14 protein-coding genes are annotated in these 13418 nt (G+C 46.9%); all 14 read right to left on the bottom strand.

The features are described from left to right. Positions 1-8: 8 nt before the first annotated feature. Positions 9-938: a peptidase U32 family protein gene (locus BTR1S_RS16660; RefSeq protein ID WP_006637785.1), complete on the bottom strand. Its 930-nt coding sequence runs from the start codon at positions 936-938 to the stop codon at positions 9-11. Next, positions 935-1597: an O-methyltransferase gene (locus tag BTR1S_RS16655; protein ID WP_029419266.1), complete on the bottom strand. Its 663-nt coding sequence runs from the start codon at positions 1595-1597 to the stop codon at positions 935-937. The genes BTR1S_RS16660 and BTR1S_RS16655 overlap by 4 nt, the downstream gene beginning before the upstream one ends. Before the next feature lie 174 nt (positions 1598-1771). Continuing rightward, positions 1772-2872 (bottom strand): endolytic transglycosylase MltG, encoded by a 1101-nt coding sequence (gene mltG / locus BTR1S_RS16650; protein WP_006637787.1) that lies wholly within the window; start codon positions 2870-2872, stop codon positions 1772-1774. A gap of 105 nt (positions 2873-2977) precedes the next feature. After that, the gene (locus BTR1S_RS16645; protein WP_006637788.1) at positions 2978-3265 is read right to left on the bottom strand and encodes a DUF1292 domain-containing protein; all 288 of its coding nucleotides are present in this window, start codon (positions 3263-3265) and stop codon (positions 2978-2980) included. A 12-nt stretch (positions 3266-3277) separates the two neighbouring features. Next, positions 3278-3694: a Holliday junction resolvase RuvX gene (gene ruvX, locus BTR1S_RS16640; RefSeq protein WP_006637789.1), complete on the bottom strand. Its 417-nt coding sequence runs from the start codon at positions 3692-3694 to the stop codon at positions 3278-3280. A gap of 6 nt (positions 3695-3700) precedes the next feature. Continuing rightward, complete coding sequence (locus BTR1S_RS16635) at positions 3701-3967, bottom strand: IreB family regulatory phosphoprotein (RefSeq protein ID WP_003183920.1); 267 nt, start codon at positions 3965-3967, stop codon at positions 3701-3703. 87 nt (positions 3968-4054) lie between these two features. Further along, complete coding sequence (gene alaS, locus BTR1S_RS16630) at positions 4055-6691, bottom strand: alanine--tRNA ligase (RefSeq protein WP_029419265.1); 2637 nt, start codon at positions 6689-6691, stop codon at positions 4055-4057. Between the two features lie 343 nt (positions 6692-7034). Continuing rightward, positions 7035-8093: an AI-2E family transporter gene (locus BTR1S_RS16625; RefSeq protein WP_006637791.1), complete on the bottom strand. Its 1059-nt coding sequence runs from the start codon at positions 8091-8093 to the stop codon at positions 7035-7037. 94 nt (positions 8094-8187) lie between these two features. Next, positions 8188-8319 (bottom strand): DUF3918 family protein, encoded by a 132-nt coding sequence (locus BTR1S_RS22125; protein WP_006637792.1) that lies wholly within the window; start codon positions 8317-8319, stop codon positions 8188-8190. Between the two features lie 15 nt (positions 8320-8334). Next, positions 8335-8526, bottom strand: a complete 192-nt coding sequence (locus BTR1S_RS16620) for a YrzR-like zinc ribbon domain (RefSeq protein WP_006637793.1) — start codon at positions 8524-8526, stop codon at positions 8335-8337. A 17-nt stretch (positions 8527-8543) separates the two neighbouring features. Beyond that, positions 8544-9005: a PRC-barrel domain-containing protein gene (locus BTR1S_RS16615; RefSeq protein ID WP_006637794.1), complete on the bottom strand. Its 462-nt coding sequence runs from the start codon at positions 9003-9005 to the stop codon at positions 8544-8546. 88 nt (positions 9006-9093) lie between these two features. After that, positions 9094-11460, bottom strand: a complete 2367-nt coding sequence (gene recD2 / locus BTR1S_RS16610; protein WP_034326475.1) for an SF1B family DNA helicase RecD2 — start codon at positions 11458-11460, stop codon at positions 9094-9096. A gap of 75 nt (positions 11461-11535) precedes the next feature. Beyond that, the gene (locus BTR1S_RS16605) at positions 11536-12156 is read right to left on the bottom strand and encodes a tetratricopeptide repeat protein (protein WP_373870185.1); all 621 of its coding nucleotides are present in this window, start codon (positions 12154-12156) and stop codon (positions 11536-11538) included. A gap of 122 nt (positions 12157-12278) precedes the next feature. Continuing rightward, positions 12279-13397 carry a tRNA 2-thiouridine(34) synthase MnmA gene (mnmA, locus tag BTR1S_RS16600; RefSeq protein WP_006637797.1) on the bottom strand — a complete coding sequence of 373 codons (1119 nt, stop codon included), beginning with the start codon at positions 13395-13397 and terminating at the stop codon, positions 12279-12281. Positions 13398-13418: the final 21 nt, after the last annotated feature.

The raw sequence follows: 13418 nt of genomic DNA, 5'->3' as shown, positions 1-13418 counted from the left end.
CCTCCTTTTTAGTATACTGTCTCTTTGAAAAAGAATCCGGTATCGATGCTGCGGTTTACGGGCTGCAGGTCTTCGATCCGCTCAATCCATTGTTCTTTTTTATCTTCATACGCTTCCCTGTCCGTGATGCAAAGATCGATGGCCTCGCGGTACATGGCTGTAACCTGTACAAGATAGTCCGCGGATTTTAAAATCCCGTCGATTTTGAACGAATCGATTCCGGCATCGATTAAATCTTCGAGCTCGTCAATGATGCATACATCATTCGGGCTCATGATGTGCGTGCCGTTTTCATCCTCGAATATCGGATATTTATTGCCGCGTTCTTTGTCATGAAGGTACATGCCTTTTTCTTTTTTCTTGCCTTCGATATCCATGACCTTGCCCTGGTATTCAAAATAGTTGCCGATCAATGAACGTTTTGACTGGAACATGCAAGTCATCCCGTGTACCTGGATTTCGATTTCAACTTCGGCTTTCTCTTTTATTTCGATCATGCTGTCCATGTTGAGCTCTCTCGCCAATACCGCGCGCTTTGCTCCCTTGCGTCCCCAATAATTGCATGAATGGTGATTGGTTGCGGTTGTTTCCGTATTCCAGTGAAGCGGCATGTTTGGCGCGGATTCCCTCGCAGCCATTAGTACCGCGGGATCGCCGAATACGACCGCATCGGCGCCGGCCTCTTTTAAAAATGAAAGATAATCGTTCAATTCAGGTACTTTATCATTATGGAAAATCGCGTTCATCGCGACATACACTTTGGCGCCTTCCCCATGGGCCTGAAGGATCGCTTCCTTTACATCCGCTCTTGAAAATTCCCCGGCCAAGCGCAAACCGTACCTTTGCTCACCGATGATAAACGCATCAGCCCCGGCTTTTGCCAAAGGCTTAATATCGCTGACCGCCGTCGGTGTCACAAGCAGTTCAGGTTTTTTCATATCCGTTTCACCTCTTTTTTGCTAACGGCCAAGCCATCTCCTACCGGCAAAATCGTTGTTTCATAATCCGGATGCTCCATTAGCCAATGATTGTAATCATCTATTTTTGAGACAAGCTTTTTGATCCGTTTGCTTTCTATTTGACTGTGATCTCCGGCGACAAGTCCTTTGAAAAGGACGTTATCTGTAAAAATGATGCCATCGTCTGCCAGCATCTGTTCGTATAAGCTGAAAAATTTCTGGTACTGTCCTTTTGCAGCATCAATAAACAGCGCGTCATAGGGCGCCATCGATTGTACGGCGGCAGACGCTTCAAGCGCATCGCCGAAGAAAACGTGGATTCTGTTTTCAAGCTGGAAGGACTGAATGTTTTGAATGGCCTCATGATACCTATTTTCGTCGCGCTCGATCGTAAAAATTTCTGCTTCAGGGAGTTTCAGCGCCATTCGAATCGCCGAGTAGCCGATGGCGGTACCGATTTCAAGAATTTTTTTCGGATTTTTGAGCGACAGAAGCTGAAGCAGCGCTTCAATTCCGGTCGGTTCCATAATGGGCACCCCATGCGCCTCAGCATAGGCCTCAAGCTTCATAATTTCTTCCGGCCGCGGCTTTTGAAGCCGTTCCAAATAGCCGGTTAGTTCTTCGTGTCCGATCTTCACAGGCAGATGAGCCTCCCTTTCATAAAAAGAGCTTTAGGTCAGATGTGAGAACTCTCCTAAAGCAGTGAATGTGTTTTCTCTAATAAACAACCCGATATATTTTACCATAAAACCTTTGCTTTTGCGAATAAAAGGAGAGTAATTTTTTACTCTCCTTGACTGGCCGTCCAGGCTTTACTCGCTCTGGCCGTTTGTAATATATTTCGATTTTGCTTTATTATGCTCTTTCAGCGTTTTTGTAAAAACGACTTCTCCGTTTTTCTTGGCAAGGAAATAAACATATTCCGTTTTATCCGGATTTAATGCCGCTTCCCACGATGTTTCCCCTGCATTTGCAATCGGCCCTGGCGGAAGTCCCGTATTTGTGTACGTATTGTAGGGAGATTTCGCCTCAAGGTCTTTATATACGACGCGGTTTTTATGTTTTCCGAGCGCGTAGAGCACGGTCGGATCCGTCTGCAGCGGCATTTTTTTGCCTAAACGGTTATGGAACACACTGGAAATTTTGTGACGATCCGCTTTTTCAGTCGCTTCTTCTTCAATTAATGATGCCAATGTGAGCGTTTTGTGAACAGACATGTTTTTGCCCTTCATCTGTGACTGATATTTTCCGGCCACCTTATCGGTCTGTTTGATCATCGCTTCGATGATGGTTTCCAGTTTTGTCTGCGGATCATAAAAAGGGTATGTCGCAGGATAGAGATACCCCTCCAGCGGATGCTTGATGTTTTTGTTTAGCACATCATCCGTGATCAGCTTCGGATATTTCTTTTTCAGTTGGTTGATAAACCCTTTGTCATCAAGCTTTTTCATGATGTCCTTATTCGAATAATTGGTTTGGCCTGCGATAATGTCGGCGATTTCACTAAGCTGACGGCCCTCTGGAATGATGATTTTAAAGGCCGGTACATGTGAAGTGCTTGTCAGCTTCTCGATCAATTCAGCCGGCCCCATCGACTGGCTGAGCTGAAAGTTTCCCGCTTGAAAGCCTTCGGCATGCTTGAATTTTACATAGGCGATAAACACTTTTTCATTTTTAATTAAATCTTGTTTTTTCAGTTTGGCAGCGATCGTTGAAATCGTCGAACCTTTCGGGATATACACGTTGACCGCTTTTTCGCTGTTTTTATTGACCGGCTCAAGTGCGGATTTTACATAAAGCGATGCACCGCCTGCAATCAAAATGATCAGCGCTGCCGCAACAGCCGCCCAAAATTTGATTTTATGATTAAGGAGTTTTTTGATAAACGGTTTCTTAGTCTGATCTTCAAACATTTATGTCCTCCTCTCCTCCCATGCTATATACTACATGATTCGTTTTCATTCGGCAATTTATTACAAAAGGATTTCATAAAAAAAAGCCGCCGTGCGGCGGCTTTTTTATTCTTCGTCTTCCTCTTCATCCGCTAAAAACGTATTCAGCGTCTCTTCGATCATCTCCCATTCTTCCTCGGTTTCGATCGGCATCAACTCGCCGTCTTCGCCGTTTTCGTTCGGGATGAAGCTTGATGCGTGAATTTCAATTTCTTCTTCATCCTGTGCTTCAACCGGATAATATAGGACATATGATTTATTAAATTGATCGCTGTCAAATGTGAAGAGTACCTCACAAAGCTGTTCATTTCCTTTATCGTCTACAATCGTAATGTTTTTTTCACCATGTTCCATTTGATCACCTCATTAGTTTAGGCTGTCGAGATACCCTTGCAGGATCATCACGGCTGCCATTTTATCGATTACTTTTTTTCGTTTTTGCCTGCTGACGTCAGCTGAAATCAGCATCTTTTCGGCCGCCATCGTCGAGAGCCGTTCGTCCCAGAGCACGACGGGAATATGAAACGCGTCTTCAAGCACTTCCGCAAACTTCTGACTGGCTTCTCCTCTTGGACCGACGGAACCGTTCATATTTTTGGGAAAACCGAGTACAATTTTATCTATTGTATAGTCTTTCATTAACTCAGCCAAGCGGTTCAGACCGTAGTCGCCGCCCGCTTCGTCGATTTTAATCGTTTCAATTCCCTGAGCCGTCCAGCCCATTTCATCGCTCAGCGCAACGCCGAGCGTTTTTGACCCTAAATCCAGACCTAGTATTCGCATTCTTTTTTACGCCTCTTTATGCTGTTCTAAGTACGATTTAACCAATTCCTCGATTATCTCGTCTCTTTCTATTTTCCGAATCAAATTGCGTGCATCTCGATGCCTTGGAATATAAGCGGGATCACCTGATAGCAAGTATCCGACAATCTGGTTGATCGGGTTGTAGCCTTTTTCCTGAAGCGCGTCATGGACGGTAATCAGCACTTCATTTACATTCGTCTCCATTGAATCGTCGGAAAAGTTGAATTTCATCGTCTTATCAAATGAGCTCACCGTTTTGCACCTCTTTCCCAAATTCGCAGGCAAAGTTTTCAGCCTGAGTATCCTTCTCCTATGATCATTCTACACTACATCGGCTTTTTATAAAACGGATTTCACCCATTCTTCTGCAGAAGATAAAGCTTCTTCCAATTTTTCAGGCTGTTTTCCGCCGGCTTGGGCCATGTCAGGACGGCCGCCTCCGCCTCCGCCGCACGCTTCTGCAACTTGTTTGACGATTTTTCCGGCGTGAAAACCCCGCTCTATTAAATCTTTTGTAACTCCGGCGGAAATATTCACTTTTTCGTTTTGTACTGCACCGAGTACAATGACGGCAGATCCTAATTTCACCTTCAGTTCATCAACCATCGTCCGGAGGTGATTCATGTCTTTCGCATTTACTTGTTCTGCAAGCAGTTTGATTCCGCCGATGTCTTTCACTTTTTCCAAAATCTCTCCGGCCTCTTTATTGCCGAGCTTGGCGAGCAGGGATTCGTTTTCTCGTTGCGCCTCTTTTACATCTGCTTGAAGCGATTCGATCCGTTTCGGTACTTCTTTCACATTGGTTTTCAGCATATCTGCAGCATGTTCGAGAAGCTCAAGCTTCGCGTTCATTTCCTGATATGCGCCTTGTCCGGTTACTGCTTCGATGCGGCGTGTGCCGGCGCCGATTCCTGATTCGGAAACGATTTTGAAAAGGCCGATTTCAGCCGTGTTTTTGACATGGCAGCCTCCGCACAGTTCGAGGCTGTAGTCGCCGACTTGGACAACGCGGACAATGTCTCCGTATTTTTCGCCGAATAATGCCATGGCACCCATCGCTTTTGCTTCATCGATCGGTTTTAAGTCAATCTCGACCGGAATCGAATCCCAAATTTTCTCGTTCACAATTGTTTCGATCTGTGCCAGCTCTTCTTTTGTGACTTGTCCGAAATGTGAAAAGTCAAAGCGGAGACGGCTGTCGGATACGAGCGATCCGGCTTGGTTGACATGCGTTCCGAGCACATCTTTTAATGCCTGGTGTAAAAGGTGTGTCGCCGTGTGATTTTTAATGATGTCTTTTCTGAGGCGCTCTGTCACTTCAGCGGCCACGATCATGCCGTTTCGAACCGCTCCGCTTTCAACGATGCCCTCATGGAGATGCTGGCCATTGGGCGCTTTCTTTACATCTGTGATGCGGATGGCGGCTTCCTCGCTTCTCAGCCAGCCTTTGTCGCCGATTTGTCCGCCGCTTTCGGCGTAGAACGGCGTCTTCTCCAATATCAGCTGGACTTTGCTTCCTTCATGCACCTCATCGGTAAGCTCGCCATCCTGTAGGATCTCGGCGACTTTCGTGTCTGTTTTCAGCGTTGTATAGCCGACGAATTCGCTTTCCGTCTTGATATCGCGGAGTGCGCCGCCTTGAACCTGCATGCTGCCGACATCCTGGCGCGCCTGGCGGGCCCGTTCGCGCTGCTTGTCCATTTCGCGTTCAAAGCCTTCATGATCGACCTTCATGCCTTCATCTTCAGCGTACTCTTCAGTCAGTTCGACAGGGAATCCGTACGTATCATAAAGCTTAAAGACATCTGCGCCGGAAATTATGCCGTTTCCTTTTTCTTTCTCTTTTTGAATGACGGCAGACAGAATCGCCAAACCTTCATTCAGCGTTTCATGGAAACGTTCTTCCTCCGTTTTGACAACCTTGGCGATAAATTCCGTTTTTTCTTTGACTTCGGAATAAAAAGCGGCCATGATATCCGCTACGACAGGAACGAGTTCATACATAAACGGCCGGTTGATATTAATGGCCTTTGCATAGCGTACGGCGCGGCGAAGCAGCCTTCTGATGACATAGCCGCGGCCCTCGTTTGACGGAAGCGCTCCATCGCCTACTGCAAATGCCACCGTCCGAACATGGTCGGCGATCACCTTGAAGGCGACATCCTTTTCACTGGCTGTTCCGTAGGATTCTCCTGAAATCGATTCGGTCGCTTTAATGATCGGCATAAACAAATCTGTATCATAGTTTGTTTTGGCGTCTTGAATAACGGATACCATCCGTTCAAGCCCCATTCCCGTATCAATATTTTTCTTCGGAAGAGGTGTGTACGTCCCGTCGGGATTGTGGTTGAACTCGGAAAACACGAGATTCCAGATTTCCAGGTAGCGTTCATTTTCTCCGCCCGGATACAGTTCGGGATCCGCCGGATCGCTACCATAGGCTTCGCCGCGGTCATAGAAAATCTCCGTATTCGGTCCGCTCGGTCCTTCCCCGATATCCCAGAAGTTCCCTTCAAGTCTGATGATCCGCTCTTCCGGAATGCCGATTTTTTTCGCCCACAGGTCGTAGGCTTCCTCGTCTTCGGGATGCACGGTAACGGATAAGCGCTCCGGATCGAAACCGATCCATTTTTTGTCGGTTAAAAATTCCCACGCCCACTCGATCGCTTCTTCTTTGAAATAATCGCCGATCGAAAAATTGCCCAGCATTTCAAAAAATGTATGGTGCCGCGCTGTTTTTCCGACGTTTTCAATATCGTTTGTCCGGATTGATTTTTGCGCATTGCAGATGCGCGGATTTTCCGGCACCACCCGTCCGTCAAAATATTTTTTCAGCGTCGCGACTCCGCTGTTAATCCATAGCAGTGATGGATCTTCATGCGGAATAAGAGAGGCGCTCGGTTCGACGGAATGCCCCTTTTCTTTAAAGAAATCTAAAAACATTTGACGCACTTCTGCGGATGATAATGTCTTCACCTTTATTCCTCCTTTAATTGATCACATGCAATATAAAAAGCCCCCGCCCTATGCAAACCCGCGTATGCACAGGGACGAGAGCTCCTCTCGCGGTACCACCCTGATTATGGACAAGATTCGTCCATCACCTTGATATCCGTGTAACGCCGGATAAAGACGGCAGGATTTCGCCTGCACTCAGGACTAGCTTCTACTGCTCTTCTGCTGAAGCTCTTTCAGCCTAAAGGAGCTTCTCTCTGGTAAACAGGGCTTCAGTATACTCGGATCCGTCAGTCGAGATACGTATGTATGTCTATTTCGAAATTATAGACAACGAAAAGGGGAATGTCAATCTTCTCTGGGATCAGGCTTTCCTTGCAGCTAAAAAATGGGTGAACATGACCTTTAAAACGGCCATCACCGGAACCGCGAGAATCATGCCGATGATGCCGGCCAATTCGCCCCCGGCAAGAAGACCGAGCATAATGACGACAGGGTGCATGTGCAGGCTTTTTCCGACAACAAGCGGACCAAGAATATTGCTTTCGATAAACTGCAAAATCAGGATCGTGATGATCACAACAATGATAAGATTCGTCGACAAAGCCGCCGCAACCATAACGGCCGGAACCGCCCCGATGATGGGGCCGAAATACGGGATAACGTTTGTCGCTCCAATAATTAGGCCGAGTATCAGCGGATAAGGAAGTTCGAAAAACCAAAATGACAGGCAGGCCCCCAAGCCGATGACCATGCATACAAAAAGCTGCCCCCTGATGTAGTCTCCCAGCGAATCGTCCACATCCCGCAAGAATGCGCTGCCTCTGTTTCTCCAAGAGGCCGGCGTTATATACCAGACCGCCTTTTTCATCGTGTCGATATCTTTCACCATATAAAAAACGAGAAAGGGAATAATGATTGCAACAAGCATATAGTCGAAGACAAAACGGATGCTTGTGATCGTCCGCTCCACCCAGCTTCCCACAAACTCTTCTGTCTGATTGACGAACCGGTCGATTCGATCATGCATGCCATCAGGCCAGCTATTTGTATGATCATGCAATTTATCAAGCATGCCTTCGTATGACGCGGCCAGAATGGGAATGCCTTCAGACAGCTCTGTCAGCTGTTGAATAAAGATGGGAATGCCTTTGTATAACCCATAGCCGAGCCCTCCAAAAAACAGGAGATAAATGATTAATATGCTCAACGTTCTCGGCACGCCCGCCTGATGAATTTTTTCAACGATAGGCAGAAGCAGATAAGTGATAAAAACCGCAATCGCCAAAGGGATCAGAATCGACTTCAGCAGCAGGGATACCGGCTCCCAAATCATTCTGAGCTGCAAAAAGATATAAATGGTTAAAAAAGAGAGCATCAAAATTGAGATCCACATCAAAAGCTGCAGCGGTTTTTTCAGCATGTTTTTCACCCCCTGTTAGCTTTTGATTTCTCGGGTGAATTATTCCGAAGGAGGTAAAAAAGGACACCCTTTAAAACAAGGGTATCCTTCACCGTTAAAACATTCTCCTGACGCGTCTTCTGAGCTTTCTCATGTTCCGTCTGTTCAGCATGTCGTTTTGCGACATCATCCGGTACATTAAAGCTCCTGCTCCTAAAGAAATGAGAGAAGTCATTGTCCGATTCAAATCTCTAACCTCCATTCAAAGGTTAATCGTACGTTCATCATCCGTAAACAAATCGTCAAGACTGCTCAATGTTCCGTCTTCTTCCACCTGATGGGTTGAGATTTTTCCTTTCGACAGGGTCAGCTCAATGAAGCATCCCCAGCAATAATATTGATTCACACCGATTTTGCCGATGTTTTTGCTTTTGCAATTCGGGCAAATGAGCATTCGAACACACCTCTTCTTCAATTCAAGACGATTGTGCTTCTGCCTACTTCAAGCGGTTCCCCTGATGGCTGGACATGCTTTTTGTCGCCTGACAGGTCGGCAAAAAAACCGTCTGAGAGTTCATATGCTACGATTATGCCCGAGTCGGAAGAAAAGTATACATCTTCCAGTATTCCCAGTGTATCACCTGCGCCGTTCTTAACCATTTTTTGTTTGAGCTGGTCATATGAAAAGCTTTGTTTTGGGATTTGCATCGGCTTAAATTCGGAAAAATCAACATATATGCCGTCACTTTTAATCTCAGTGACAGAGGGAAGCGGAAGAAGCGAACGATGGTGGTAGAACCGCCGTTTTTCTTCCATGACAAATCCGAGACATGTCCCTTCCTGGGAAAAACAAATATCTGTAACCACCCCAAGCAAAGAAAACGACCGCCTGTCGTAAACATTGAGCCCTTCCAGCTCGTTGCATGTTCTCAAAGTGTGATCAACCACCTTTTTCAGAACAGTCTTATGTTCTGCCTTTGGGATGGGACTCATACGATGAAATGGATTCCATGGAAACGACTTATTCCGCCTCTTTTTCCATAAAGTCAAAAGGTGTGATGCCTTCCATACCGATGTTGGCGTCATACACGCTGAAAGGCAGTTCTTTTTGGAGCGCCAGCAGCTCCTCGTCCTCTTCATGTACCGCCTGATGCAGCCTTCTCTGCAAAGATGTCTGCCTTTCAGAGGATTCTCTATTTTTTATGCCCCATTCAAGCGCTTCCTCTTCACCGCACAAAATGAGAAATTTTTTGCTTCTTGTAATGGCCGTATAAAGCAAATTTCTTCTCAGCATCCGGTAATAGCTTTTGACGACGGGAAGAATGACAATCGGAAATTCGCTGCCCTGCGATTTGTGAATCGAACAGCAGTAAGCATGTGTAAACTGATTGAAATCTTTTTTTGTAATTGTGATCTCGTTGCCGTCAAAAGAAACGACAGCCATGTCTTCTTTTTCCGTATTTTCCTTCGCGTAAAAAATAGAAACAATTTCGCCCATATCACCGTTGAACACATGATGCTCAGGCTGATTGACAAGCTGGAGCACCTTGTCGCCCGTCCTGTAGACGACATCCCCGTACTTTAGCTCCCTGCCTTTTGGTTTTGGCGGATTGAGGATGTCCTGCAAAAGCGCATTTAATTCATTGATTCCCGCCGGCCCCCTGTACATCGGGGCAAGCACTTGAATGTCCCGGGCGGAATAGCCCTTTTGCAATGCGTTTTTGACGACTTTTTCAACCACTTCTTTAATTTGCTGCTGACGGCAGCGGATAAATGAGCGGTCTTTAGTCGGGGCCGTCAAATTTTCCGGCAGCCTCCCCTTTTTCATATCATGCGCCAATTCCACGATTGAAGAGCCTTCTGCCTGCCGGTAAATATCGGTTAATCTGACCGAGGGAATGAGATTTGATGCAAGGAGATCCCTGAGCACCTGTCCCGGTCCGACAGACGGGAGCTGGTCTTCATCTCCCACCATGATAACCTGAATCCGGTTTGGAATCGCTTTGAATAATTGGTTGGCAAGCCATATATCAAGCATGCTCGTCTCATCGACAATCAGCAGCCGCCCATCGATCGGGTTATCTTCGTCATGTGTAAAACCTTCCGCTCCGTTCCAGCCGAGGAGCCTGTGGATCGTCACAGCGGGAAGACCCGTCGATTCGCTCATCCGCTTGGCCGCTCTGCCCGTCGGCGCAGCCAGTACAAACGGAAAGGTTTCATCCTTTTTATAATCAGCCGGATTTAAACTTAAACCGTGCAGCTCGCTGTACAATTCGACGATTCCCCTGATGACTGTCGTTTTTCCCGTGCCGGGTCCTCCGGTCAAAAGCAGCATCGGGGACATCAGCGCTTTTTGAATGGCTTCTTTTTGGCTTGGCGCGTATTGGACTTGCATTCGTTCTTCAAGCTCGCCTAAAGCAAGCAAAAATTCCGATTCGGGAAACTGGTCATCGTATTCGGTTTGTTCCGCGATCGTCTGGACTCTTTTGGCAAAGCTTTGTTCAGCATAGTAAAGCGACGGATAATAGCACCTGTCGTCTTCAATAAACAGATCTTTCTGTTCACCTAGGGAAATGATCGCATCCGCCACATCCATTTCCGTGACTTTTTCTTCGTCAGACGACTGGTTCAGCAGCTTCTGCGTCTCGATAATGAGCTGTTTTGTTTCTATGTAAGTATGCCCTTCCTGAAGGCATGTCGCTTCAACCGTATATAAAATCGCCGCTTTGATCCGTTCCGCATGCCTGCCGGAAATCCCCATTCTGCCGCCGAGTTCATCCGCTTTAATAAAGCCGATTCCTTCGACATCCTTGACGAGCTGATACGGATTTTCACGGATTTTATCCAGCGTTTCCGATTCATATACTTGATAAATTTTCATGGACAGCTGCGGCCCGAAGCCAAACTCGCTCAAGGAAATCATGATCTGCTCAAGCCCCTGATGCTGCTGAAGAAGAGCGGCAAGCTTATCCGCTTTTTTCTTTGAAAGCTTTGGCACATCATAAAGCACGGAAGCGTCTCCCAAAATCTTGTTGATCGCGCCTTCCCCGAGCTTTTTGACGATTTCTTCCGCCGTTTTTTTGCCGATGCCTTCAAATAGGTCGCTCGACAAATATTGGATGACGCCTTCTTTTGTCGTCGGAACTTCTTTTTTAAAATGATCTGCTTGAAATTGCAGGCCAAACTTCGGATGGGAGGCGGTTTTTCCGTAGAAAGTATACGTTTCATCTTCAAAGATTGCCGGAAAGTACCCTGTGACAGAAACGGTTTTTTCATCAAATGATTCAGATGTTTCCTGAACCTTCACTTTCAGTACGGTATAGAGGTTTGTTTCATTATGATAGATGACGGCCGTTACCGTTCCTTTCAGAAAGGATGCTTCTTCCATTTGAATTTGGTCAGGATGTTGATGTTTCACTGTAGTCCTCCCTCCTTTAAGCTCCGCCTTATGCGTGCAGGGGCATCAAGCTTCTTCAAGCAGCTCTTTTGCCCGGACGCTCAGTAAATGGTCCGGCTGAATCTCGATTGCTTTATTCAGCATGGCAAGCGCCTTTTCCCGGTTTTCCTGATAAGCGTAAGCCACGCCTAAATTATAATAAGCATCGGCATGTGTCGGATCAAGCTCGGTTACTTTGGAAAACTGGGCGATCGCTTCATCCAGCATGCCTTCATTGGCAAGGCACATCCCATATTGAAAACGCGCTTCATAATCGGCATCATTCAGCTCGGCCGCCCTTTGCAAGTACGGCATGGCAAGCTTTGGCTGCTCAAGCTTCATCAGCGAGGTCCCAAGCATATAAAACAAGTCGCTGTTTTCCATCCCCGTCCGGTATGCTTTTTCAAACATATCCTTCGCCTCTTGGTAGCGTTCCTTCATCACGTATACATTTCCCGCTCCATAATAAGCCGCTCCGGCTTTATCATCAAGGCTGACGGCCCTTTCATAAAACGCGAGCGCCCGATCCAATTCGCCGACCGCCGAGAGCAGATTTGCAAAATTGATGTATGGGACGGCATCCCCGCTGTTTTCATCAATCGCCTTTGTAAAAGCTTCTGCCGCTTTTTCAAAATCTCCTTTTTGCATGGCGTCAATTCCGATTTGATTGTAGTCCAAAAGCTTTCTCCCTTTCGTGCTCGATTTTAAAAAGGCCATCGACAAAGTCGACAGCCGCCAAGCTCCAGGCGCACGCCCGGAGCCTTGTTCTTTTATACATACCAAAGCTTTTGCCCGTCTTTGAATACATCGTCAATCGTACCGCCCCCGAGGCACTCTTCTCCTCTGTAAAAGACAACCGCTTGTCCAGGCGTCACGGCGCGGACAGGCTCTTTAAAAACGACTTCCGCTTCGCCGTTTCCGGTCATTCTGACAGCGACTTCATGATCGGCTTGCCGGTACCGGAACTTAGCCGTGCAAGAAAGCTCCTCTTCATCTCCGAAGACGCCGCCGTGTACAAAGCTGACATTCGTCGCCGTGATTTTATCTGAGTAAAGCAGCGGATTGTCAAAGCCCTGATCAACATACAAAATGTTTTGTTCAAGGTCTTTTCCGACGACAAACCAAGGCTCTCCGCTTCCGCCGATGCCAAGGCCGTGCCTCTGCCCGATCGTGTAGTACATCAAACCGTCGTGCGTGCCTTTGACTTCGCCTTCCATCGTCCGCATTTCGCCCGGCTGCGCTGGGAGATATTGGCTGAGGAAGTTTTTGAAATTCCGTTCGCCGATAAAACAGATGCCTGTGCTGTCTTTTTTCGTTGCCGTAGCAAGACCCGCTTCCTTGGCTATTTCGCGGACGCGGCTTTTTTGCATATCGCCGATCGGAAACAGCACCTTGCTCAGCTGCTCTTCTGTCAGCTGATTTAAGAAATAGGTTTGATCTTTATTTTCATCAAGCCCCCTCAACATTTTCACTCGTTCGCCGGTGTGGTCGACCCTCGCATAGTGGCCAGTGGCGAGGTAATCCGCGCCAAGGGACAAAGCATGCTCCAAAAAAGCTTTAAATTTAATTTCTTTATTGCACATCACATCGGGATTCGGCGTTCTTCCCGCTTTATATTCATCGAGAAAATATTGAAAAACCTTTTCCCAATATTGCTTTTCAAAATTCACCGCATAATATGGGATGCCGATCTGGTTGCACACTTTAATGACATCTTCATAATCTTCCGTCGCGGTGCAAAAGCCGTTTTCATCCGTGTCATCCCAGTTTTTCATAAAAATTCCGATGACATCATAGCCTTGCTCTTTCAGCAGCAAGGCTGCCACAGATGAATCAACGCCACCGGACATTCCGACGACCACCCGTGTATCTTCAGGCCGCTTCGCCATTTTCATCAACTCCAATAAATC

This window comes from Bacillus sonorensis NBRC 101234 = KCTC 13918, from assembly GCF_001592005.1.
Lineage (GTDB): Bacteria > Bacillota > Bacilli > Bacillales > Bacillaceae > Bacillus > Bacillus sonorensis.
This window is presented reverse-complemented; position numbering and strand designations above follow the sequence as displayed.

What these genes read in the sequence shown, in the direction of transcription:
- mltG (WP_006637787.1), bottom strand. Translation starts at nt 2,872, where the DNA reads ATGTTTGAAGATCAGACTAAGAAACCGTTTATCAAAAAACTCCTTAAT.
- BTR1S_RS16645 (WP_006637788.1), bottom strand. Translation starts at nt 3,265, where the DNA reads ATGGAACATGGTGAAAAAAACATTACGATTGTAGACGATAAAGGAAAT.
- ruvX (WP_006637789.1), bottom strand. Translation starts at nt 3,694, where the DNA reads ATGCGAATACTAGGTCTGGATTTAGGGTCAAAAACGCTCGGCGTTGCG.
- BTR1S_RS16625 (WP_006637791.1), bottom strand. Translation starts at nt 8,093, where the DNA reads ATGCTGAAAAAACCGCTGCAGCTTTTGATGTGGATCTCAATTTTGATG.
- BTR1S_RS16620 (WP_006637793.1), bottom strand. Translation starts at nt 8,526, where the DNA reads ATGCTCATTTGCCCGAATTGCAAAAGCAAAAACATCGGCAAAATCGGT.
- BTR1S_RS16605 (WP_373870185.1), bottom strand. Translation starts at nt 12,156, where the DNA reads ATGCAAAAAGGAGATTTTGAAAAAGCGGCAGAAGCTTTTACAAAGGCG.
- mnmA (WP_006637797.1), bottom strand. Translation starts at nt 13,397, where the DNA reads ATGGCGAAGCGGCCTGAAGATACACGGGTGGTCGTCGGAATGTCCGGT.
- BTR1S_RS16660 (WP_006637785.1), bottom strand. Translation starts at nt 938, where the DNA reads ATGAAAAAACCTGAACTGCTTGTGACACCGACGGCGGTCAGCGATATT.
- recD2 (WP_034326475.1), bottom strand. Translation starts at nt 11,460, where the DNA reads ATGGAAGAAGCATCCTTTCTGAAAGGAACGGTAACGGCCGTCATCTAT.